Source organism: Pseudomonas arvensis (genome assembly GCF_056688935.1).
Genome location: NZ_CP162038.1, coordinates 5,481,738 through 5,504,748, shown reverse-complemented (window position 1 = coordinate 5,504,748; position 23,011 = coordinate 5,481,738). Strand labels below are relative to the sequence as shown.

The window sequence follows — 23,011 nt, the reverse complement described above, 5'->3', positions numbered from 1 at the left end:
TCCCCTCCCACAGTTGATTGCATTTCAAAGGTGGGAGGGGCGGTAGTTAGAAGAAGCCCAACGGATTAATGTCGTAGCTCACCAGCAAGTTTTTGGTCTGCTGGTAATGATCCAACATCATCTTGTGGGTTTCGCGACCCACGCCGGACTTCTTGTAACCGCCAAACGCGGCATGCGCCGGGTACAGGTGGTAGCAGTTGGTCCACACGCGGCCCGCCTTGATCGCCCGGCCCATGCGGTAGGCGCGGTTGATGTCGCGGGTCCACACGCCGGCGCCGAGGCCGAACTCGGTGTCGTTGGCAATCGCCAGGGCTTCAGCTTCGTCCTTGAAGGTGGTGATGCTCACCACTGGGCCGAAGATTTCTTCCTGGAACACGCGCATGTCGTTGGTGCCCTTGAGCAGGGTCGGCTGGATGTAATAGCCGCCCGCCATGTCGCCGGTGAGTTGCTCGACCTTGCCGCCGGTCAGCAGTTGCGCGCCTTCACCCTTGGCGATTTCCAGGTAGGACAGGATCTTGTCGAACTGCTGTTCGGACGCCTGGGCGCCGACCATGGTGTCGGTGTCCAGTGGGTCGCCGCGTTTGATCTGCTCGATTTTCTTCATCACCACCTTCATGAAGTCGTCGTAGATCGATTCTTCCACCAGCGCACGGGATGGGCAGGTGCACACCTCGCCTTGGTTGAAGAATGCCAGCACCAGGCCTTCGGCGGCTTTCTCGATGAACGACGGTTCGGCTTTCATGATGTCGGCGAAGAAGATGTTCGGTGACTTGCCGCCCAACTCGACGGTGGACGGAATAATGTTCTCGGCCGCCGCATGCATGATGTGCGAACCCACCGGGGTCGAGCCGGTAAAGGCGATCTTGGCGATACGCTTGCTGGTGGCCAGGGCCTCGCCGGCTTCTTTGCCGAAACCTTGCACCACGTTAAGCACGCCCGGCGGCAGCAGGTCGCCGATTACTTCCATCAGTACGGTGATGCCCAGCGGCGTTTGCTCGGCGGGCTTGAGCACCACGCAGTTACCGGCGGCCAGGGCCGGCGCGAGTTTCCACGCAGCCATCAGGATCGGGAAGTTCCACGGGATGATCTGGCCGACTACGCCCAGAGGCTCATGGAAGTGGTAGGACGCGGTGTGTTCGTTGATCTCGGCGCTGGTGCCTTCCTGGGCGCGAATACAGCCGGCGAAGTAGCGGAAGTGGTCGGCGGCCAGTGGAATGTCGGCGTTGAGGGTTTCACGCACGGCCTTGCCGTTGTCCCAGGTTTCGGTGATGGCCAGCAGTTCAAGGTTCTGTTCGATGCGGTCGGCGATTTTCAGCAGCACCAGCGAGCGGTCCTGAGCCGAGGTCTTGCCCCAGGCGTCAGCGGCGGCGTGGGCGGCGTCGAGTGCCTTGTCGATGTCTTTGGCAGTGGAGCGCGGGAACTCGGCTATAGGCTTGCCGTTGACCGGCGAGGTGTTGGTGAAATAGTTGCCGTCGACCGGCGCAACGAATTCGCCACCAATGTAGTTGCCGTACTTGGCCTTGAACGAAACGATCGCGCCTTCAGTACCGGGGTGTGCGTAACGCATGGTGGGTATCTCCTGGCTTTTATGTTTATTGGAGTGCAGCGCTCAAGCGCTTGATAAAGCGTAGAGCAAAGGTTGGGCCACTGCTTTGAGGGCCAGGTAAATCAAGGGGTTGGGGTTTGTTGCAAGGCGTTGCTGTCACACGACTGGTACAGCGCATGTGACAGTTTGTGCCATAAACGGTACAGCCTGTGACCGGTGGGTCGGCACGGGATTGCATCTGTCGCAGGGCTGGGGGATGCTGGGCGTTCTCACGCAGGGAGAATAATAAGAACATGCACAACGATCATTTCAGCCGCCATGCCCAGCAAGTCATCACCGTGGCGCGTGGCCGCGACCCGTCCAGCGATCCGTCCATCGCCCGTTCCTGGCTGCGGTGCCTGGAGGATTACCACCTCGACCCTGCGCAAACCATCGCCCCCACCGTGCTCGAACACGGCCGTTTGCTGGAAAGCCGCGAGCGCCTGCAACAAGTCCTGCACATCGCCGGCACGGAGATGAACAGCCTGCACCAGCAACTCTCCGGCGCCGGCCACGCGGTGCTTCTCACCGATGCGCGCGGGGTGATCCTCAACTGTGTCACAGCGCCGTCCGAGCGCAAGATTTTCGAGCGTGCCGGGTTGTGGCTCGGTGCTGATTGGAGCGAGGCCTGCGAAGGCACTAATGGCATCGGCACCTGCCTGGTGGAGCGCCAGTCCCTGACCATTCATCGCGACGAGCACTTCCGTGGCCGTCATACCGGGCTGACCTGCTCGGCAAGCCCGGTGTTCGACCCCCATGGCGAACTGCTGGCAGTGCTGGACGTGTCGTCGGCCCGGGAAGCGGTGTCGCGCCAGAGTCAGTTCCACACGATGGCGCTGGTGAATCTGTCGGCGAAGATGATCGAGAGTTGTTACTTCCTGCGTCACTTTGAACATCACTGGTTGCTGCGCTTTCATTTGCAGGCCGAGTCGGTGGGCCTGTTCAGCGAAGGGTTGTTGGCGTTCGATGGCGAAGGGCGCATTTGTGCGCTCAACCAGAGCGCACTGAACCTGTTGGGGCAGGTGCGTGGCGATTTGCTGGGGAAGCCTGTGGAAGCGTTTTTCGACTGCTCCCTGGATCAGTTGCTCGGTCGCGCCAGCGCCAATGCGACCGCCAGTTGGCCGCTGCGTACCCGTGACGGGCGGCGCTTGTTTGCCGCGTTGCGTGGGCTGCCGCGCAGTGTGTCGGTACCCATCAGCAAGCCGGAGCCTGCCCGTCTGGCCGGCATCTGCCTGGGTGACCCCGCGTTGCAAAACGATTTCCGCAAGGCCCTGCGGGTATTCGAGCGTGATGTGCCGCTGTTGATTAACGGGGAAACCGGCAGCGGCAAAGAAGCTTTTGCCAAGGCTGTGCATCACGCCAGCCAGCGTGCCGACAAAGCCTTCGTCGCCCTCAACTGCGCCGCCATCCCGGAAAGCCTGATCGAGAGTGAGCTGTTCGGATATCGCGGCGGCAGTTTCACCGGGGCACGCAAAGAAGGGATGCGGGGCAAGTTGCAGCAGGCGGATGGCGGCACCCTGTTCCTCGATGAAATCGGCGATATGCCTCTGGCGCTGCAAACCCGTCTATTAAGGGTGCTGGAGGATCGCATGGTGGTACCCATCGGCGGTGAGCCCGAGGCGGTGAACGTCAGAATCGTCAGCGCAACGCACCGCAATTTGCTGGCGCGTGTGCAGGACGGCAGTTTCCGTGAGGACTTGTATTACCGGCTCAATGGCCTGGAAGTGGGTTTGCCGGCGTTGCGCGAGCGCAGCGATAAATCCCAGTTGCTGGATTTCCTGCTGGCTGAAGAGGCGGGCGGGCAAACCGTACAACTCGACCCGGCAGCGCGTTCGGCGCTGCTGACCTTTGCCTGGCCCGGTAATGTGCGACAACTGCGCACGGTTCTGCGCACGCTGGCGGCGCTGTGTGACAACGGGCGCGTGGGGCTGGAAGACTTGCCCGCGTCGATCCGCCAGGCCCGGCCGCATCCGGTGACGGGGGCCAAGCCCGCAGAGTTACCTCTGGAAGACGCCGAGCGACTCGCCTTGCTCACCGCCCTGGAGCAACAACGCTGGCACATGACCCACACGGCGGAGCAATTGGGTGTCAGCCGTAACACACTCTATAGAAAGCTGCGCCGGCACGGCATCGCACGGGCGTCCCTATCCGGGTGACTGTGGTCAGGTCCTACAGCTAAAGAGTGCGATTTTCGCCCCCCTGCGCTAACCTGCCTCGATGTTTACGAGGTCGACTATGCACATTCATATTCTTGGTATCTGCGGCACTTTCATGGGCTCGATGGCGGTTTTGGCCAAAGAATTGGGTCATCACGTGACAGGCTCCGATGCCAACGTTTACCCGCCCATGAGTACGCAACTCGAAGCCCAGGGCATTGAGCTGACCCAAGGTTACGACCCCGCGCAATTTGACCCGGTGCCTGACCTGGTGGTGATCGGCAATGCCATGTCCCGTGGCAACCCCGCGGTCGAATACGTACTCAATAAAGGCTTGCCTTACGTGTCCGGCCCGCAATGGCTGGCCGACCACGTCCTGCAAGGCCGCTGGGTACTGGCCGTGGCCGGCACTCACGGCAAGACCACCACCAGCAGCATGCTCGCCTGGGTTTTGGAGCACGCGGGCATGAGCCCTGGCTTCCTGATCGGCGGTGTGCCGCAGAACTTCTCGGTGTCGGCGCGCTTGGGCGATACGCCGTTCTTTGTGATTGAAGCGGACGAATACGACAGCGCGTTTTTCGACAAGCGCTCCAAGTTTGTCCACTACCGTCCGCGTACGGCGATCCTGAACAATCTTGAGTTCGATCACGCGGATATCTTCCCCGATCTACCGGCGATTGAGCGTCAATTTCATCACCTGGTGCGCACCATTCCGAGCGAAGGCCTGGTGATTCACCCTACCACCGAGCCGGCCTTGCAGCGCGTGATCGAGATGGGCTGCTGGACCCCGGTGCAAACCACCGGCGTCGGCGGGCAGTGGCAGGTCAAGTTGCTCAGCGAAGACGGTTCCAGGTTTGAAGTGCTGTTCGAAGGCGAAGCCCAGGGCATCGTCGAATGGGATATGACCGGCCAGCACAACGTCGCTAACGCCTTGGTGACGTTGGCGGCGGCGCGGCATGTGGGCGTGGTGCCGTCCATGGGCATTGCTGCTTTGAGCGCGTTCAAGAGCGTGAAGCGGCGCATGGAAAAAGTCGCCGATGTCAACGGGATTACCATCTACGATGACTTTGCCCACCACCCCACGGCGATCGCCACCACACTGGATGGCCTGCGCAAGCGTGTGGGAGATGCTCCGATCATTGCGATCATCGAACCGCGCTCCAACTCCATGAAGCTCGGCGCGCACCGTGATGGCTTGCCCGAAAGCGTCAACGACGCCGATCAGGCTGTGTGGTATGCGCCGCCCAACCTCGGCTGGGACCTGCCGGGCATTGCAGCGTTGTGCACCGTGCCGTCGACGGTTTGCGACAGCATTGAAGGCATTATCGAGTACGTCAAACAGCAGGCCAAACCGGGCACCCACGTGGTGGTCATGAGCAACGGCGGCTTTGGCGGCCTGCATGGCAAGCTGGCCGAGGCGCTCAAATGAGCGGCCCGGAACGCATTACCCTGGCGATGACCGGTGCTTCGGGTGCGCCCTATGGCCTGCGCCTGCTCGATTGCCTGGTGCGCGAGGACCGCGAGGTGCACTTCCTGATCTCCAAGGCCGCACAACTGGTGATGGCCACCGAGACCGACGTGGCACTGCCGGCCAAGGTGCAGATGATGCAGGCCTTCCTCACCGAGTACACCGGTGCGGCGGCGGGACAGATCAAGGTCTACGGCAAAGAAGACTGGATGTCGCCGGTGGCCTCGGGCTCCGGCGCGCCGGCGGCGATGGTGGTGGTGCCGTGCTCCACTGGCACCTTGTCGGCGATTGCCACCGGGGCCTGCAATAACCTGATCGAGCGCGCGGCAGACGTGACCTTGAAAGAGCGTCGCCAGTTGATTCTGGTGCCACGCGAGGCGCCGTATTCGAGCATTCATCTGGAGCACATGCTCAAGCTGTCTAACATGGGCGTGACCATCTTGCCCGCGTCGCCAGGCTTTTATCACCAGCCGCAAACCATTGATGATCTGGTGGACTTTGTGGTCGCGCGGATTCTCAACCTGCTCAACATCCCCCAGGACATGCTGCCGCGTTGGGGCGAGCACCATTTGAGCAGTGATGAATAAGGCGCTGCTGCTGGTGTTGGCGTTGCACCTGACCGGCTGCGCCACGGCCCGCACCCTGGACGCCGCGCAACCGGGCGCGCCGGTGGTGTATGCCGGCACGCGGTTGGACCTGTATGCGATGAATGGCGGCTGCTGCGCCAAGGACCGGTTTGGTGCCGAGGCGCCGAGCTATCCCGGCGTCGACCTGCCGGCGAGTGCGTTGCTCGACACCTTGTTGCTGCCGTTGTCGGTGTTGACAGTGCTGGGCGTGGGGTTTAATGCCACGGGCGGGCTGTAGCCTGGATCTTAAAAACACCACAGGCCAATGTGGGAGGGGGCTTGCCCCCCGATAGCAGTGTTTCAGTCAACCCATAGGCAGACTGACCCACCGCCATCGGGGGCAAGCCCCCTCCCACATTTGCTCTGTGTCAGCTCTTACTTACCCAGTTTGCGCAGATCGTCCGACTCCACCACCCGCACCCCATCCTGCTCTTCCAGCGCCAGGCGCCACATGGCTCGGGCCAGCTCGCACACTTCGATCCCTCTGTACTTGCCTGGAATCAACCGTGACAACGGCCCGGCCAGTTGCTCGGCCAAACGCGGTTCCAGCCGTTCTCCCAATAACAGCGAAGGCCTCACGATGGTCAGTTGCGGCCAGCCTTGGGCCTTGAGCGCCTGTTCCATTTCCCCTTTGACACGGTTGTAGAAAATCGAGGATTTGGGGTCGGCGCCAATCGCGCTGATCACGATCAGGTGCCGTGCGCCCAGTTCCCGCGCGCGCTTGGCGAAGGCGACGACCAGATCCAGGTCAACCGCACGGAAGGCCTCTTCCGAGCCGGCTTTTTTGATCGTGGTGCCCAGGCAGCAGAAGGCGATATCCACCCGGCCGCTCAGTTGCGGCAGGAACACCGCCGGGTCACCCACCGGGTTTTCCAGGTGCGGATGTTCGGCCAGCGGCTTGCGGCTCGGGGCGAGCACGCGGGTTACGGTGGGTTCGTTGAGCAGGCGGTCGAGCAGGTGTTCGCCAGTGAGGCCGGAGGCCCCCGCGAGCAAGATATGCTGAGGTGTCAGGTACATAGTGTTTCCCCCTTGTTACACGTTACAGCTTAGTTGCCTTTGGCTTCCTTGCTATTCATTGAGACGCTTTCGAGCGCCTTTCGTGCCTGCTGTTTGCGTAAAAGTTGCCAATGGGCGATCACGCCTTTGGGGGCCCAGATCTGCGGTTCGGACGCTTCGAAATTGTCGGCCTGTTCGCGTTCGCTCACATGCAGCTGCGCCAGTTTGAAGGCTTGCTGCAAGTCGTCGGTCTGGTTGAAGGCTTGGGCGAAGAGGGCGTCGCCAAAGTAGGTGAAGTCGGCCTCTTCGGAGCAGCCGAAGGACACGCGGTCGGCGCGGGAAGCCGTCATGATCAGGGTGCGATCATCTTTGAGCGCGGGGATAAAGCCGCCGGAATAGCAGGCGGAAATCACGACGATCTTGTCGCGGTTTTTCAGCGGTGCAAGCACGGCGGCCAGCTCATCGGCCGGCAAGTCGGCCAGCTCCATGCGTGGCTGGTCCAGCACCAGTTCATGTTCGTGGGTGCCGTGGCTGGTCATGTAGATAAACACCAGGTCTTCCGGGCCGGTGCGCTCGGCCAGGGTTTGCACGGCGCGGCGCAGGCTTTCGCGGGTGGCCAGGGGGCGGTCGGCGATATGGTCGCGGTGGTTGACCAGGCGGATCTGCCCGCGTGCGCCGAAGCGCGTGGCGAGCATGTTGCTGACGTAATCGGCTTCGCGCAGGAACACGCTTTGTTTGCCGTCGCCGGCCACGGCCAGGGTATACAGCTCCACGGCAGGTGTTGAGGCGGGCACGGCGGCGAGCGCAGCATCGAGCAAGCGGCCTTGGACCAGCACGCCGATTTCCAGCGGGTCGGGCAGCAACGTGCCGTCGGCGTCACGCACGCGCATGCCGTTGACCCAGGTCCCGGCCTGCACGGTGCCGTCGGAGAGTACCAGGGTGCCGCGACCCTGATAGTTGTCGCTGTCGAAGCCGCCGATATAGAAGCTGCCGTCGGTGAGGTTCAGGCGGCCTTCGCCGGTAAAGCGCCAATCGCTGAACTGGCCGACGTAATGGCTGCCGTCCACGCCGATCAGCTCGCCCTTGCCGCTGAGCGCGCCTTCCTTGAACTGGCCGATCCACACGTCGCCGTCGGCGTTTTCATAGCGGCCCTTGCCGTTGAGCTGGTTCTGCTTGAATTGGCCGACATAGATGTCGCCGTCGGCGCTGTTGAAGGTGCCGTTGCCCTCCAACTGACCATCGACGAAGTGCCCGCTGAACTGGTTGCCGCTGTCGTCGTTGCGCTGGCCTTCGCCGTTGGGTTTGCCGTGGGCGAACTGGCCCTGGTACTGGCTGCCGTCGGCCAGCTCCAGGCGGCCGAGGCCGGAATATTGATCGTCTTTGAATTCGCCACGGTAGGTCATCTGCCCCTCTTTGAGGGTGCCTTCGCCGTTGCGCCGGCCGGCGCGGAAACCGCCGACATACTGGCTGGCTGCGGTGGTCAGGCTGCCCTGGCCGTCGAACAGGCCTTGCTGGAACTGGCCCTTATAGACTTCGCCGTTGCTGCCGTGCCATTCGCCCTGGCCGTGCCACTGGCCCTTGTCGAATGCGCCGGCGTACCAACTGCCGTTGGGGTAGTCCACACGGCCCTGGCCTTGCAGCAAACCGTTGACCACATCGCCCCGGTAGCGGCCGCCGTCGGGCAGGCGCGCATCGGGCGGCAACAGCGATTCGCCGTCTCCGCAAGCGGTGAGCAACAGGGCAAGGGCAAGGGGGGCGAGTGGGCGCATAGCGGGATCCGGATAATTGAGCGCCGAGTATGCCGCAGCTGCGAGGTTCATACATAAATTTACATGCCCTGTGGTGAGTTTCAGTCCCTCACCACAGGGAAGCGCTTACACGAAGCAGAGTGACAGCGACTCAGCGATGTACGCCGGTTTTTCCTGGCCTTCGATTTCCAGCGTGGCGGTGGCCTTGAACAGCCACTGGCCGGGTTTTTTTTCGGTGACATCAGTGAGGGTGACGTTCAGGCGCACCTTGGAATTGACCTTCACCGGCTGGATAAAACGCACGCTGTCCAGGCCATAGTTGACCGCCATTTTCAGGCCTTCGGGCATGATCAGGATGTCTTCCATCAACTTGGGCATCAGCGACAGAGACAGGAAACCGTGGGCAATGGTGCTGCCGAACGGCGTTTGCGCCGCCTTGACCGGGTCGACGTGGATGAACTGATGATCGCCAGTGGCCTCTGCGAACAGGTTGATACGTGCCTGGTCGATGGTGAGCCATTCGGAACGTCCCAGTTCCTTGCCGACATAATCTTTGAGCTGCGCTACAGGTACATAGGGCATTGCGTCTCTCCTTGGTTCATCGATGCAGTTTTATGGATTACAGAGAACCAATGTAGATCATCACGGGCAACCAGCCCGGTCAACCCACCATGCTTTTGGCGAATGCCGATGCATAGGGCCGGCATGCTTATAATGCGGGCGGGTTCAGAGGGGGAGAGGACGGATGCTGTTACGTGGTCTGACATGGCTGGTGCTGTTTCAGTTGATTGGCACGGCGATCAATCATTTGCTGCTGCCGGTACTGCCGGGGCCGATCATTGGCCTGTTGCTGATGCTGGGTTTCCTGATCTGGCGTGGCGAGGTGGGCGAGCCGCTGAGCCTCGCGGCTGGCAGCCTGTTGCGCTATTTGCCATTGCTGCTGGTGCCGCCGGCAGTCGGGGTGATGGTCTACGCCAAGGACATCGCGGCTGATTTCTGGGCCATTGTCGGTGCGCTGGTGTTGTCACTGGTGATCGCCATGGCTTTTGTGGGCGTGCTGATGCAACAGATGGTCAAGCGCAAGGAGAAGGATCAATGATCTTCGACTGGCATGGCGCGTGGACGGCCGTTATTCATCATCCGCTGTTTGGTATCGGTATCACCCTGGGCGCCTATCAGCTGGTGCTCGCGGGGTTCGAGAAAACCCGCTGGATCTTCCTGCAACCGGTGCTGGTCTCAATGCTGCTGGTGATCGGCGTGTTGCTCACCTGCGGCCTGAGCTACGCCGAGTACCGCAAGAGCACCGAAATCATGGGTATTCTGCTGGGGCCTGCCACGGTGGCGCTGGCGGTGCCGCTGTATCTCAATCTGCGGCGCATTCGCCAATTGTTCTGGCCGATTTTTACTACGCTGGTAATAGGCGGCGTTCTGGCTACCGGCCTGTGTGTGCTGCTCGGTTGGTGGTTCGGCGCTGAACACATGATGCTGATGACCATGGCGCCCAAGTCGGTAACCTCGCCGATTGCCATGCTGGTGGCCGAACAGATTGGCGGCGTGGCGGCGCTGGCGGCGGTGTTTGTGCTGATCACGGGTGTCGTGGGGGCGATGGTGGGGCCGGCGCTGCTGTCGCGCCTGGGCGTGCACAGCCCCGAGGCGCGCGGCATGGCGTTGGGCATGACCGCCCACGCCGTCGGCACCTCGGTGGCCCTGCAGGAAAGCGAAGAGTGCGGCGCCTTTGCGGCGCTGGCCATGAGTCTGATGGGCGTGGCCACGGCGGTGTTCCTGCCGTTGGCTGTGTCAGTGATTGTTTAAACCAGGTTTAAGGAAACCTTTATGAGTCTGGCGCTGTTCCCGCTCAATACTGTGCTGTTCCCCGGTTGCACCCTCGACCTGCAAATATTTGAGGCGCGCTATCTGGACATGATCAGTCGTTGCATGAAAAAGGGTGAAGGCTTCGGCGTGGTGTGCATCCTTGACGGCAAGGAAGTGGGCATGGCCCCCGACGGCTATGCGCTGATCGGCTGCGAAGCGCTGATTCGCGACTTCAAGCAACAGGACAACGGCTTGCTGGGGATTCGTGTCGAAGGTGGGCGCCGTTTCCGCGTGCGTGACGCTAACGTGCAGAAGGACCAACTGCTGGTGGCCGACGTGCAATGGCTGGGCGAAAAGCCGGACCGGCCATTGGAAGACGAGGATGCCGATCTGTTGGCGTTGCTTGAAGCGTTGGCCGAGCATCCCATGGTCGCCTCGCTGGACATGGACGCCCACGCCGATGGCCAGCAAGCCTTGGGCAATCAGTTGGCTTATCTGCTGCCCTTCACCGAGGCTGACAAGATCGACCTGCTGCAGCTCGACGATCCGCAACAGCGGCTGGATGCAATCCAGATGCTGCTCGATGAGCTACAGGGTGAGTTGTTTACCTGAGTTTCGGAATTCACTGGCCAGACTCTCAGAATTTTCCTTCGTTGCGCCTTGGGGCCGACTGAAATAGTCCCCGATCACACACCTTGATCTGGGGATGGGAATGATTCGGCTAACGCAATCGGAAATGGCCACTTGGGACGCCTTTTTTGTCAGCATCACCACGCAACTGATCCGCAAGGATGAAAAGCGCGGCGCTGAATTTATCGCCACGCGCGCCGCAGAGATCGCCGATGAAATGCTATTGGAGCGGCGCGAGCGTTATACCGAACGCCGCGTCGCGCCAGTCGACTGGATTGGCCCCGCCAAGGGTCAGTAGGCGTACCTGAGCAGTGCGTGGGACGTGCCAGTAAAGGCGATAAACCCGAGAACTGCCACCACGGCCGGTAGCACCAGCCACCAGGCTTTGGCCGGCATCGGCGGCAACGGGCTGCGGTATTGGCTGACCGTCAGGCTGAATGCGCATACGGTCATCGCCAGCAGCGTGCCGGCCAGGATGTCGCTGGGCCAATGAGCGCCCAGGTACACCCGAGACAACGCGATAAATGCGGCGGGAATGCAGCCCAGCAATATCCAGGTCAGGCGCAGCCGTGTCGGTTGGCCGCGTCCGGCCAGCACTGCCAGTGCCAGGAAAAACGCAAAGGCGCCGGAGGCGTGGCCACTGGGCATGCTGAAGCTGGTGAGGGGGTCTGTCAGGATTTCCGGGCGACCACGGGCGAAAAACAACTTGGTCCCGGTGTTGATCACGGCGGCCCCGGCCAGCGTGGCGCCGACGAACAGTGCGTGGCGCCATTGTCGTGCCAGTAATAGCAGGCCGGTGAACACGGCGCTAGCGACGAACATCTTCTTGAACTCACCCAACTGGGTGACCATCACCATGGTTTCATCCAGCCAGGCGCTGCGATGCTCCTGCACCAGCGCGCTCAGACCCTGGTCGAAATCGTTGAGGTGGTGATAGCCGATAAACAGCGCAAGCAAAAGAATCAGACTGGCGCAGCCTGTCCACAGGGTGGCGCGACGATGGCCGCGCAGGCTGCTGTTCAAGGTCAGTCCCAGCAGCACCGCCAGGCAGGCCGTGACAACACCTGCCTCCGGCCAGAAACCTTCCGGCAGCGGCAGGCGGAACGCGGCGCCAGTGGCCCAGCCCGGCAGCAAGTAAGCCACCGTCCAGCCGGCAGCGGCAAGAACGCTCACCAGGGCAAAGCGCGGGAACGGCATGTCGCACATGCCAGCCACCATCGGCAGCATCGGGCGCAGGGGGCCGATGAAACGTCCGACCAGCAGGCTGGCGATGCCGTACTTGTGAAAGTAGGTCTCTGCACCATTCATCCATTCGGGGTGGTGGCGCAGGCCGGGCAGGCGCCGGATGTTCTGGTGGAAATGTCGGCCCAGGAAGTAGGAAACTCCATCGCCCAATAAGCCGCCGAGAAAGCCCAGCAACAGCGTTTCACTCAACGACAGCGCACCGCTGCCGGCCAGCGCCGCAATAGCAAACAGCAACACCGTGCCCGGCACGATCAGCCCGGCGATGGCCAGGCATTCCACGCACGCGACGATAAACACCGCCGCCGCCAGCCATTGCGGGTTGACGGTCAGCCAGCCAGTAATGCTATCGAGCCATTGGCCCATAAAACCTCACTCCCTCTGTGAAATACATAACCCTTAGTCACTGGAAATCAATTGTGGGAGGGGGCTTGCCCCCTCCCACATTGGATCTGCTGTGCTTTCGGTTCTTATGTTCATTCAAATCAAAAAATAATCCCGGCCTTCGACCTGGCCCCGGCGTAGCGGGTTCCGTGTGCAATACGGCGCATAGCCAGCATCGACAAAGCGGTACATCAGGTGTTCATCGCGCCCACTGGGGATGCCCAGGCGGGTTGTCTGGATGATCTGGGTCGGTACCTGGCCCACGTTTTCGACGTAGAGCAGTTCCTCGTCAAAGCGCTTGGCGTCCCACATCGGCACTTTCAGGCCCAGGGCTTTGCACAGCAGGGTCTGGCCGGCACACAGTTTCTGCGTGGGGCGCGGGCTGCCGTCGGCATTCGGGTTGTTCAATAACATCTGCGCCAGGCTGGCCGGGCCGGAGATTTCGTCCACCCACGGATAAGCCGATTTGATCAGCACGGCATTGCCCGGCCCCTGGGCGCTGAAGTTCAAGGAATCGCCGCCACGGGCGTAGTACATGTAGATATGGCCACCATCCAGAAACAAAGCCTTACGCTTTTCTGTGTAGCCCAGTGAGGCGTGGCTGCCTTTTTCGGCCACGTAATAGGCTTCGGTTTCAATAATTCGCGCCGAAAGCCAGATTTCGCCAACGCGATGGCGTATGACTTTTCCGAGCAAGTCGCGCGCAAGCAGTTGCGCATCTCGGTCGAAGAAGCAGTCGGGCAGGGCGCTGGAGGGGAGTTGGGGCATGGCGGTCAGGGGTTAATACGGCTAAATGTGACCGAATAATAACAACTCCCACCTTAATTACCGCTGAACCCCAGGTTTTTACAGTTCATTTCGACCATCCGCCCGTCACCGCTGTCAGTCGGGCGGCGTCACAGCTATAATCTGCCGCTTTCCTCTTTGCCAAGACTCCCTGACCATGACTGAGTCCGTTCTTGACTACATGACCCGCCTGGGTCGCGCTGCCCGTCAGGCCTCGCGGTTGATCGCCCGTGCGAGCACTGCGCAGAAGAACCGTGCCCTGCTGGCTGCCGCCGATGCTCTGGATGCTTCGCGCTCCGAACTCGCCGCCGCCAACGACCTGGACCTGGCCAACGGCCGCGCCAATGGCCTGGAGCCGGCCCTGCTGGACCGCCTGGCGCTGACCCCGGCACGTATCGATGACATGATCGAAGGCTTGCGTCAGGTGGCCAAGCTGCCTGACCCCATCGGTGAAATCCGCGATATGCGTTACCTGCCGTCCGGCATCCAGGTCGGCAAGATGCGCGTGCCGCTGGGCGTGATCGGCATCATCTATGAGTCGCGCCCGAACGTGACCATCGACGCCGCGAGCCTGTGCCTCAAGTCCGGCAATGCCACCATCCTGCGTGGCGGTTCCGAGGCAATCAATTCCAACCGCGCCATCGCGACGTGCATCCAGCAAGGCCTGGCCGTGGCCGAACTGCCGGCTGAAGTGGTGCAAGTGGTGGAAACCACCGACCGCGCCGCTGTCGGCGCGCTGATCACCATGCCGGAATTTGTCGACGTGATCGTGCCGCGCGGTGGCAAGAGCCTGATCGAACGTGTCAGCCGTGATGCCAAGGTGCCGGTGATCAAGCACCTGGACGGCGTGTGCCACGTGTTCATCGACGTTGCTGCCGATATCGACAAGGCCATCCGCATCGCCGACAACGCCAAGACCCACCGTTACGCCCCGTGCAACACCATGGAAACCCTGCTGGTGCACGTCGGCATTGCCGATCGCGTGCTGCCGCCGCTGGCTGCCATCTACCGCGACAAGGGCGTGGAACTGCGCGGCTGCGAACGCACCCGTGCACTGCTGGGCGCGGACGTGATCGAAGCGACCGAGCTGGACTGGTACACCGAATACACGGCACCGATCCTGTCGATCAAGATTGTCGATGACCTGGACGAGGCCATTGAACACATCAATCAATACGGCTCCAAGCACACTGACGCCATTGTCTCCGAGCATTTCAGCGATGCGCGGCGTTTCCTCAACGAAGTGGATTCCGCTTCGGTGATGATCAACGCCTCGACGCGTTTTGCCGACGGCTTCGAGTACGGCCTGGGCGCGGAGATCGGCATCTCCACCGACAAGCTCCATGCACGCGGCCCGGTTGGCCTGGAAGGGCTGACCAGCGAGAAGTACGTGGTGTTCGGCGACGGTCATGTGCGCACTTGATGGTTAAACGCATCGGGCTGCTCGGCGGTACTTTCGACCCCGTGCACATCGGCCATTTGCGCAGCGCCCTGGAAGTCGCGGATGCCCTCGCGCTGGACGAGCTGCGCGTGATGCCCAACGCACGGCCGCCCCATCGCGATACGCCGCAGGTGTCGCCGCAACAACGTCTGGAAATGGTGCGCCTGGCGGTAGAGGGCGTATCGCCGCTGGTGGTGGACGACCGCGAACTCAAACGCGATAAACCGTCCTACACTGTCGACACCCTGGAACTGATGCGCGCCGAGTTGGCCGCAGATGACCAGTTGTTTCTGCTTTTGGGCTGGGACGCATTTTGCGGCCTGCCCTCTTGGCACCGCTGGGAGGAACTCCTCCAGCATTGCCACATCCTGGTTTTGCAACGCCCGGATGCCGACAGCGAACCGCCGGATGCCTTGCGCAACCTGCTGGCCGCGCGGTCGGTAAGTGACCCCTTGGCCCTGACCGGGCCGAACGGGAATATTGCATTCGTCTGGCAGACCCCGCTTGCGGTGTCCGCCACCCAGATCCGTCAACTGCTGGCCAGCGGGAAGTCGGTACGTTTCCTGGTGCCTGACGCGGTCCTGGCCTACATCGATGCGCACGGGCTTTACCGTGCGTCGAACTGAAAAGGCGCGCTTGAACGCACGAACAGTCGTGCAGCGAGCGCCCGAACATACGAGCAAAACGAGTTTTTTATGACGAACAAAGACGTAAGCAAAGTAAAACGCAAAGGCACGTTCAAAAGCGCCCCGCTGCCGGTTGAAGCCCACGTTGGCCCGGAACTGGCTGGCGAAGAGCTGGTAAAAGTCGCCGTTGCCGCCCTGGAAGACGTGAAGGCCCAGGACATCCAGGTCCTGGACGTGCGCGACAAGCAGAGCATCACCGACTTCATGATCATCGCCACCGGTACCTCCAACCGCCAGATCGGCGCGATGCTGGACAAGGTTCGCGAAGCCGTCAAAGCCCAAGGCGTCAAGCCACTGGGTGAAGAAGGCAAGGGCGACAGCGACTGGGTGCTGCTGGACATGGACGATGTGATCGTTCACATGATGACCTCCAACGCCCGTCAGTTCTACGACCTGGAGCGTCTGTGGAAAGGCGCCGAGCAGAGCCGTGCCGCTGATGGCAAGCACCACAGCCCGGAAGTGGGCCACGCGCACTTCGACAAGCTCAACAAAGACCAGGAATAAGGAACGGCTGTGCGCCTGCGTCTGATCGCTGTCGGTTCACGCATGCCCAAGTGGGTGGAAGAAGGCTGGCACGAGTATGCCAAGCGTCTGCCCGCTGAGCTGTCGCTGGAACTGGTGGAAATACCGCTCAACACCCGGGGCAAGAATGCCGATGTGGCGCGCTTTATCCGCCAGGAAGGCGAAGCCATGTTGGCCAAGGTCGGCCCCAATGAGCGCATCGTCACCCTCGAAGTGCACGGCAAACCCTGGAGCACCGAGCAACTGGCGGTGGAACTGGATCGCTGGCGCCTGGACTCGCGCACCGTCAACTTCATGGTCGGTGGCCCTGAAGGGCTGGCGCCGGAAGTCTGCGCGCGGGCAGACCAGCGCTGGTCGCTGTCGGCGCTGACGTTGCCGCACCCGTTGGTAAGGATTCTGATCGGTGAACAGCTGTATCGCGCCTGGACAGTCCTGTCCGGGCACCCTTACCACAAATAATCTGCGCCCCTCCCGATGACCCAGCCGATCCGCATCAAGGACCACGAGAAAGACGCACGTCTTGTACGCGCTCGGGTCGTGTTTGGTGCGATTCTGGTCGTCGGGCTGATGTGTGTGCTGATCGCCCGCCTGTATTTCCTGCAGGTGATCCAGTACGAGTATCACTCCACGCTGTCGGAAAACAACCGGGTGCATGTGCAGCCGATTCCGCCGACCCGTGGGCTGATTTTCGACCGCAATGGCGTGGTGGTCGCGGACAACCGGCCCAGCTTCAGCCTGAGCATGACCCGCGAGCGTTCCGGTGACTGGCAGCAAGTCCTTGATGTCATCGTCGAAGTCTTGCAATTGACGCCGGAAGACCGGGTGGTCTTCGAAAAACGCATGAGGCAGGGACGTCGGCCATTCGAGCCGGTGCCGATCCTGTTCGAGCTGACCGAAGAGCAGATCGCCCGTATCGCGGTGAACCAGTTCCGTTTGCCGGGTGTGGAAGTGGTGGCACAGTTGGTGCGTCATTACCCACAGGGTGCGCACTTTGCGCATTCGGTCGGCTACATGGGACGGATCAACGAGAAAGAGCTCAAGAGCCTCGACCCGGTCAACTACAGCGGCACCCACCATATCGGCAAGACCGGCATCGAGCGTTTCTACGAGCCGGAACTGCACGGCCAGGTGGGTTACGAAGAAGTCGAGACCAACGCCCGTGGCCGCGTGTTGCGCGTGCTCAAACGCACCGATCCGATTCCCGGCAAGGACATTGTGTTGAGCCTGGACATCAAGCTGCAGGAAGCGGCGGAGATGGCATTGGGCGGGCGGCGCGGCGCCGTGGTGGCGCTGGACCCGAAAACCGGCGAAGTCCTGGCCATGGTCAGCCAGCCGAGTTTCGACCCTAACCTGTTTGTCACCGGGATCAGCTTCAAGGCCTACGCCGAGTTGCGTGACTCCATCGACCGACCGCTGTTCAACCGCGTACTGCGCGGCCTGTACCCACCGGGTTCGACCATCAAGCCCGCGGTAGCGATTGCGGGCCTGGACGCGGGTGTGGTCACGGCCTCCAGCCGTGTGTTCGACCCGGGCTACTACATGCTGCCCAACTACGATCACAAATACCGTAACTGGAACCGTACCGGTGACGGCTATGTCGACCTGGACACCGCGATCATGCGGTCCAACGACACCTATTTCTACGACCTGGCCCACAAGCTCGGGATCGACCGCTTGTCTGACTATATGGGCAAGTTCGGCCTGGGTCAGAAGGTTTCCCTGGATATGTTCGAAGAATCTCCTGGCTTGATGCCATCGCGGGAGTGGAAGCGTGCGACCCGTCGTCAGGCGTGGTTCCCGGGTGAAACCCTGATCCTCGGTATCGGCCAGGGCTATATGCAGGCCACGCCCTTGCAGTTGGCCCAGGCCACGGCGCTGGTGGCCAACAAAGGCATCTGGAACCGTCCGCACCTGGCCAAGACCATCGAAGGCGAGAAGCCGGTGGATGACAACCCGATCCCGGACATCGTGCTGCGCGACCCGTCGGACTGGACCAAGGTCAACCACGGCATGCAGCAAGTGATGCACGGCGCCCGTGGCACTGCGCGCAAGGCCGCCGTCGGCTCGCAGTACCGCATTGCCGGCAAGAGCGGTACGGCCCAGGTGGTCGCGATCAAGCAGGGCGAAAAATACGACCGCTCCAAGGTCCAGGAACGCCACCGCGACCACGCCTTGTTTGTCGGCTTTGCTCCGGCAGACGACCCGAAAATCGTCGTGGCCGTGATGGTAGAGAACGGCGAGTCCGGCTCCGGTGTTGCAGCGCCTGTAGTGCGTCAGGTGATGGACGCCTGGTTGCTGGCCGACGACGGCAGGCTCAAGCCCGAATATGGCGGCCCCCCTTCAAACACCGAGGTTACGGCCAGTGAAGAGTAATTTTGACCGCATCCTCTCCAGTGAGGATGTGATGCGTCGCCGTGCGACGTTGCTGCAGCGCATGCACATTGATGGCCCGTTGCTGATCCTGCTGCTGACCCTGGCCGCCGGCAGCCTGTTCGTGTTGTATTCGGCCAGCGGCAAGAACTGGGACTTGCTGATCAAGCAGGCGTCGTCGTTTGGCCTGGGCCTGCTGTCCATGGTGGTAATCGCCCAGTTGGAGCCGCGTTTCATGGCGCGTTGGGTGCCGCTCGGCTACGTCGCCGGGGTATTGCTGCTGGTGGTGGTGGATGTGATGGGCCACAACGCCATGGGTGCGACCCGCTGGATCAACATTCCGGGGGTGATTCGCTTCCAGCCGTCGGAATTCATGAAGATCCTGATGCCGGCTACCATCGCCTGGTACCTGTCCAAGCGCACTTTGCCGCCGCAGCTTAAACACGTGGGCATCAGCCTGATCCTGATCGGCGTACCGTTCATCCTGATCGTGCGCCAACCGGATCTCGGCACCTCGCTGCTGATCCTCGCCGGTGGTGCGTTCGTGCTGTTCATGGGTGGGTTGCGCTGGCGCTGGATCCTCAGCGTGCTGGCCGCGGCCGTACCGGTGGCAGTAGCGATGTGGTTCTTCTTTATGCACGATTACCAGAAGCAACGGATCCTCACGTTTCTCGACCCGGAAAGCGACCCGCTCGGCACCGGCTGGAACATCATCCAGTCCAAGGCCGCCATCGGTTCCGGCGGCGTGTTTGGCAAGGGTTGGTTGCTGGGCACCCAGTCGCACTTGGACTTTTTGCCGGAGAGCCACACCGACTTCATTATTGCGGTGATGGGCGAAGAGTTCGGCCTGGTGGGCATCTGCGCGCTGTTGCTGATCTATTTGCTGCTGATCGGGCGTGGCCTGGTGATCACCGCACAGGCGCAGACGCTGTTCGGCAAGTTGCTCGCAGGCGCCTTGACCATGACTTTTTTTGTTTACGTTTTCGTCAACATCGGTATGGTCAGTGGCCTGCTGCCGGTGGTTGGGGTGCCGTTGCCGTTCATTAGCTACGGCGGAACTTCGCTGGTGACATTGCTGTCAGCGTTTGGGGTTTTGATGTCGATTCATACGCATCGCAAGTGGATCGCACAGGTTTGAATAAGGTGAAGATGTCAATGCAAGTAATGCGCGGCTGGGCGACTCGGCATGCGTCCTGGATGGGCCTGATTGGGCTGCTGGGTGCAACGCAGGAGGCGCAGGCCGGTGACTACGATGGTTCACCTCAGGTCGCCGAATTTGTCGGTGAGATGACCCGCGACTACGGTTTCGCCGGTGAACAGCTGATGGGCGTGTTCCGCGAAGCCCAGAAAAAGCAGGCGATCCTCGACGCCATCTCCCGCCCCGCCGAACGTGTGAAGCAGTGGAAGGAATATCGCCCGATGTTCCTCACCGACGCCCGCGTGGCACGTGGTGTGGATTTCTGGCGTCAGCACGAAGCCGTGCTGGCCCGCGCCGAGCAGGAATACGGCGTGCCGGCCCAGGTGATTGTCGCGATCATCGGCATTGAAACCTTTTACGGGCGTAATACCGGCAGCTATCGGGTGATCGACGCCTTGTCGACCCTGGGCTTCGATTACCCGCCCCGCGCCGACTTCTTCCGCAAGGAGCTGCGCGAATTCCTGCTGCTGGCCCGTGAAGAGCAGGTCGATCCACTGACCCTCAAGGGCTCCTACGCCGGGGCGATGGGCTTGCCGCAGTTCATGCCGAGCAGTTTCCGCGCCTACGCAGTGGATTTCGACGGCGACGGCCACATCAACATCTGGAGTAATCCCGACGACGCCATCGGCAGCGTGGCCAGCTACTTCAAGCGCCACGGCTGGGTGGGTGGCGAGCCGGTGGTGATCCGCGCCGATGTCAGCGGGGAGCGTGCCGATGAAGGCCTCACCCAGGGCATCGAGCCGGCCAAGACGGTCGGGGAGTTGCGGGCGCTGGGCTGGTCGAGTCAGAATGCGCCACGCGATGACATGCCGGTCACGGCGTTCCGCCTGGAAGGCGAAAATGGCCCTGAATACTGGATGGGCCTGAAGAATTTCTACGCGATCACGCGTTATAACCGCAGTGTGATGTACGCCATGGCCGTGCATCAGCTGTCAGACATGCTGGTCCAAGCACGGGGCAACAAGTAATGCGGGCATCGCCGTTCAATCAACCGCTCAAGCTGGTGGCGTTCGCCGCGTTGTCCCTGCTGGTCGTCAGTTGTTCCACCAGCCGTGGCCCGGCAACCCAGAAGCCCGGCGGCACCGCCGTGCGTTCACAGCCGGGCCTGGACATCAACCGCGCCCACAAAGACGGCGCGCCGTGGTGGGATGTCGACGTGTCGAAGATCCCGGACGCCACGCCCACCCTGCACACCGGCCCGTACAAGGCCAACCCCTACACCGTGCTGGGTAAGTCCTACTTTCCGCTACAGGAATCCAAGACCTACGTGCAATCGGGCACGGCGTCCTGGTACGGCACCAAGTTCCATGGCCAGAACACGGCCAACGGCGAGGTCTATGACCTGTATGGCATGAGCGCAGCGCATAAAACCCTGCCGCTGCCCAGCTATGTACGGGTGACCAACCTGGATAACAATCGCACGGTGATCCTGCGGGTCAACGACCGTGGGCCGTTCTATTCGGACCGCATCATCGACTTGTCCTATGCCGCCGCGAAAAAACTCGGCTATGCCGAAACCGGCACCGCACGGGTCAAGGTCGAAGGTATCGACCCTGCGCAATACTGGGCTCAGCGTGGCAAGCCTGCGCCGTTGATGCTCAACGAGCCGCAGAGTGCGCAGCCGCAAGTGACGGCGTCCACCGGCAAGATCGAACAGTGGACACCGCCCCCGCAGCAGCACGCGCCGGACACGGTGGTCGTGCCCCATGCAGCGCCAGGCGCCGCGGTCGCCGGCGGGCAATACCTGCAGGTGGGCGCTTTCGCCAACCCGGATGCGGCAGAACTGTTAAGGTCCAAGCTCAGCGGCATGGTCAACGCACCGGTCTTTATCAGCTCCATCGTGCGTAACCAGCAGACCCTGCACCGCGTGCGCATGGGCCCGATCGGCTCCCCGAGCGAAGTCGCGCAAGTACAGAACAGCGTGCGCCTGGCCAACCTGGGGCAACCCAGCGTGGTCACCGCCGAGTAACAAAGGATTGATGGCCCAGGCCCGTACGCGGGTTTGGGCCGTGGTTGTTGGCTCGTTGAACAATAAAAACCCAGGGGCAAGGGGTGAGCGGGCAACCGAACACGTGACAGTCTGGTAGCGGGCTGTCTGAATAAGTTTTGCCCGCGAGGGCAAGTTTCCATAAGCAATTTCGAGAGACGGATGAACATCACCACCTTAGCCAAACGCACGTGCCTGCTTATCTCGCTGATCATCACCCCGGCCGCCTGGGCGGTTGAAATGGTGCCGGCTTCACCGCAACTGGCCGCCAAGGCATGGGTCCTGATGGACGCTGCCAGCGGCAACGTGCTGGTCGAGAGCAACGGTGACCAACGCCTGCCACCGGCCAGCCTGACCAAGCTGATGACCGCCTACATCGCGACCCTGGAAATCCGTCGCGGCCAGATCGGTGAGAACGACCCGGTGACCGTCAGCGAAAACGCCTGGCGGACCGGCGGCTCGCGCATGTTCATCAAGGTGGGCTCGCAAGTCACCGTGAGCGACCTGCTGCACGGCATCATCATCCAGTCCGGTAACGACGCCAGCGTAGCCTTGGCCGAGCACATCGCCGGCAGCGAAGACGCGTTCGCCGACATGATGAACAAAACCGTGGCCGACCTGGGCATGACCAACAGCCACTTCATGAACCCGACCGGCCTGCCGAACCCAGAGCACTATTCGTCGGCTCACGACATGGCGATCCTGGCGCGCGCGATCATTCGTGTCGACCCGGTGCACTACGCGATCTACTCCCAGAAGGAATTCTTCTGGAACAACATCAAGCAGCCTAACCGCAACCTGCTGCTGTGGCGCGACAAGACCGTCGATGGCCTGAAAACCGGCCACACCGACGAAGCCGGCTACTGCATGGTGTCGTCCGCCGTACGTGATGGCCAGCGCCTGATCGCCGTCGTGTTCGGTACCAACAGTGAGCAGGCCCGTGCGGCCGAGACGCAAAAACTGCTGACCTACGGTTTCCGCTTCTTCGAAACCCAGACCTTCTACCAGAAGGGTGCTGAACTGGCGACCGCGCCGGTATGGAAGGGCGCGACTTCCCAGGTCAAGGCTGGCCTGGCTGAAGACCTGACGCTGACCATGCCTAAAGGCCAGCTGAAAAAGCTCGCTGCCAGCATGACCATGAACCCGCAATTGGTTGCCCCAATCGCCAAGGGCGACGTGATCGGTAAAGTCGAAGTGAAACTGGACGACAAGGTGGTGCACAGCGCCGACCTGATCGCGCTGGACGCTGTCGACGAAGGTGGTATCTTCCGCCGCGTGTGGGATAGCATCCGTCTATTCTTCTACGGCTTGTTCAACTGATTGTGTGCACCTGCAAAGCCCCGCGTTGATCCGACGCGGGGCTTTGCTGTCGCC

General features: G+C 61.7%; 23 protein-coding genes. 17 read left to right on the top strand and 6 right to left on the bottom strand.

The window, feature by feature from the left end; genetic code table 11:
- Positions 1-46: 46 nt before the first annotated feature.
- Positions 47-1,567 (bottom strand): acetaldehyde dehydrogenase ExaC, encoded by a 1,521-nt coding sequence (exaC, locus tag AB3G88_RS24940; protein WP_099584657.1) that lies wholly within the window; start codon positions 1,565-1,567, stop codon positions 47-49.
- A gap of 272 nt (positions 1,568-1,839) precedes the next feature.
- Between exaC and AB3G88_RS24935 the strand changes: the two genes are divergently transcribed.
- From AB3G88_RS24935 to AB3G88_RS24920, 4 genes are all read left to right on the top strand, one after another.
- Entirely contained in the window at positions 1,840-3,741 is a 1,902-nt protein-coding gene (locus AB3G88_RS24935; protein WP_480452102.1) for a sigma-54-dependent Fis family transcriptional regulator, read from the top strand.
- A gap of 79 nt (positions 3,742-3,820) precedes the next feature.
- On the top strand, positions 3,821-5,170 hold the full coding sequence (gene mpl, locus AB3G88_RS24930; RefSeq protein WP_480452099.1) for a UDP-N-acetylmuramate:L-alanyl-gamma-D-glutamyl-meso-diaminopimelate ligase: 1,350 nt from the start codon (positions 3,821-3,823) through the stop codon (positions 5,168-5,170).
- The gene (gene ubiX / locus AB3G88_RS24925; protein ID WP_099584660.1) at positions 5,167-5,796 is read left to right on the top strand and encodes a flavin prenyltransferase UbiX; all 630 of its coding nucleotides are present in this window, start codon (positions 5,167-5,169) and stop codon (positions 5,794-5,796) included. The genes mpl and ubiX overlap by 4 nt, the downstream gene beginning before the upstream one ends.
- The gene (locus AB3G88_RS24920; protein ID WP_099584661.1) at positions 5,789-6,073 is read left to right on the top strand and encodes a YceK/YidQ family lipoprotein; all 285 of its coding nucleotides are present in this window, start codon (positions 5,789-5,791) and stop codon (positions 6,071-6,073) included. Before ubiX ends, AB3G88_RS24920 begins: the two co-directional genes overlap by 8 nt.
- Before the next feature lie 137 nt (positions 6,074-6,210).
- On the opposite strand, the gene AB3G88_RS24915 is transcribed toward AB3G88_RS24920, so the two are convergent.
- From AB3G88_RS24915 to AB3G88_RS24905, 3 genes are all read right to left on the bottom strand, one after another.
- On the bottom strand, positions 6,211-6,852 hold the full coding sequence (locus tag AB3G88_RS24915; protein WP_112196850.1) for an oxidoreductase: 642 nt from the start codon (positions 6,850-6,852) through the stop codon (positions 6,211-6,213).
- A 29-nt stretch (positions 6,853-6,881) separates the two neighbouring features.
- On the bottom strand, positions 6,882-8,600 hold the full coding sequence (locus tag AB3G88_RS24910) for a C13 family peptidase (RefSeq protein ID WP_099584663.1): 1,719 nt from the start codon (positions 8,598-8,600) through the stop codon (positions 6,882-6,884).
- A gap of 105 nt (positions 8,601-8,705) precedes the next feature.
- Positions 8,706-9,161: a MaoC family dehydratase gene (locus AB3G88_RS24905; protein ID WP_003194496.1), complete on the bottom strand. Its 456-nt coding sequence runs from the start codon at positions 9,159-9,161 to the stop codon at positions 8,706-8,708.
- Between the two features lie 163 nt (positions 9,162-9,324).
- Here AB3G88_RS24905 and AB3G88_RS24900 point away from each other — a divergent pair, with 163 nt between their 5' ends.
- From AB3G88_RS24900 to AB3G88_RS24885, 4 genes are all read left to right on the top strand, one after another.
- Complete coding sequence (locus AB3G88_RS24900) at positions 9,325-9,678, top strand: CidA/LrgA family protein (protein WP_032884588.1); 354 nt, start codon at positions 9,325-9,327, stop codon at positions 9,676-9,678.
- A complete protein-coding gene (locus AB3G88_RS24895) occupies positions 9,675-10,391 on the top strand; it encodes an LrgB family protein (protein ID WP_017735619.1) in 717 nt (238 codons plus the stop codon). Before AB3G88_RS24900 ends, AB3G88_RS24895 begins: the two co-directional genes overlap by 4 nt.
- 21 nt (positions 10,392-10,412) lie before the next feature.
- Positions 10,413-11,003 (top strand): LON peptidase substrate-binding domain-containing protein, encoded by a 591-nt coding sequence (locus AB3G88_RS24890; RefSeq protein ID WP_191959237.1) that lies wholly within the window; start codon positions 10,413-10,415, stop codon positions 11,001-11,003.
- 100 nt (positions 11,004-11,103) lie between these two features.
- A complete protein-coding gene (locus AB3G88_RS24885) occupies positions 11,104-11,319 on the top strand; it encodes a hypothetical protein (protein ID WP_099584827.1) in 216 nt (71 codons plus the stop codon).
- On the opposite strand, the gene AB3G88_RS24880 is transcribed toward AB3G88_RS24885, so the two are convergent.
- Positions 11,313-12,629, bottom strand: a complete 1,317-nt coding sequence (locus AB3G88_RS24880; protein ID WP_099584666.1) for a bifunctional DedA family/phosphatase PAP2 family protein — start codon at positions 12,627-12,629, stop codon at positions 11,313-11,315. The genes AB3G88_RS24885 and AB3G88_RS24880 overlap by 7 nt on opposite strands.
- A 114-nt stretch (positions 12,630-12,743) precedes the next feature.
- Positions 12,744-13,415: a DNA-3-methyladenine glycosylase gene (locus AB3G88_RS24875; protein WP_480452094.1), complete on the bottom strand. Its 672-nt coding sequence runs from the start codon at positions 13,413-13,415 to the stop codon at positions 12,744-12,746.
- Positions 13,416-13,590: 175 nt separating this feature from the next.
- Here AB3G88_RS24875 and AB3G88_RS24870 point away from each other — a divergent pair, with 175 nt between their 5' ends.
- From AB3G88_RS24870 to AB3G88_RS24830, 9 genes are all read left to right on the top strand, one after another.
- On the top strand, positions 13,591-14,856 hold the full coding sequence (locus AB3G88_RS24870) for a glutamate-5-semialdehyde dehydrogenase (protein ID WP_099584668.1): 1,266 nt from the start codon (positions 13,591-13,593) through the stop codon (positions 14,854-14,856).
- Complete coding sequence (gene nadD / locus AB3G88_RS24865) at positions 14,856-15,500, top strand: nicotinate-nucleotide adenylyltransferase (protein ID WP_099584669.1); 645 nt, start codon at positions 14,856-14,858, stop codon at positions 15,498-15,500. Before AB3G88_RS24870 ends, nadD begins: the two co-directional genes overlap by 1 nt.
- 69 nt (positions 15,501-15,569) lie before the next feature.
- Positions 15,570-16,064, top strand: a complete 495-nt coding sequence (gene rsfS / locus AB3G88_RS24860) for a ribosome silencing factor (protein WP_003176298.1) — start codon at positions 15,570-15,572, stop codon at positions 16,062-16,064.
- A 9-nt stretch (positions 16,065-16,073) separates the two neighbouring features.
- Positions 16,074-16,541: a 23S rRNA (pseudouridine(1915)-N(3))-methyltransferase RlmH gene (rlmH, locus tag AB3G88_RS24855; protein ID WP_003176297.1), complete on the top strand. Its 468-nt coding sequence runs from the start codon at positions 16,074-16,076 to the stop codon at positions 16,539-16,541.
- 15 nt (positions 16,542-16,556) lie between these two features.
- Positions 16,557-18,455: a penicillin-binding protein 2 gene (gene mrdA, locus AB3G88_RS24850; RefSeq protein WP_250925318.1), complete on the top strand. Its 1,899-nt coding sequence runs from the start codon at positions 16,557-16,559 to the stop codon at positions 18,453-18,455.
- 31 nt (positions 18,456-18,486) lie between these two features.
- A complete protein-coding gene (rodA, locus tag AB3G88_RS24845) occupies positions 18,487-19,590 on the top strand; it encodes a rod shape-determining protein RodA (RefSeq protein WP_042570827.1) in 1,104 nt (367 codons plus the stop codon).
- Between the two features lie 17 nt (positions 19,591-19,607).
- The gene (gene mltB, locus AB3G88_RS24840) at positions 19,608-20,618 is read left to right on the top strand and encodes a lytic murein transglycosylase B (RefSeq protein ID WP_032884595.1); all 1,011 of its coding nucleotides are present in this window, start codon (positions 19,608-19,610) and stop codon (positions 20,616-20,618) included.
- Positions 20,618-21,619 (top strand): septal ring lytic transglycosylase RlpA family protein, encoded by a 1,002-nt coding sequence (locus AB3G88_RS24835; RefSeq protein WP_099584671.1) that lies wholly within the window; start codon positions 20,618-20,620, stop codon positions 21,617-21,619. Before mltB ends, AB3G88_RS24835 begins: the two co-directional genes overlap by 1 nt.
- Positions 21,620-21,799: 180 nt before the next feature.
- Positions 21,800-22,957 carry a D-alanyl-D-alanine carboxypeptidase family protein gene (locus AB3G88_RS24830; RefSeq protein ID WP_099584672.1) on the top strand — a complete coding sequence of 386 codons (1,158 nt, stop codon included), beginning with the start codon at positions 21,800-21,802 and terminating at the stop codon, positions 22,955-22,957.
- The last annotated feature ends 54 nt before the right edge of the window (positions 22,958-23,011 follow it).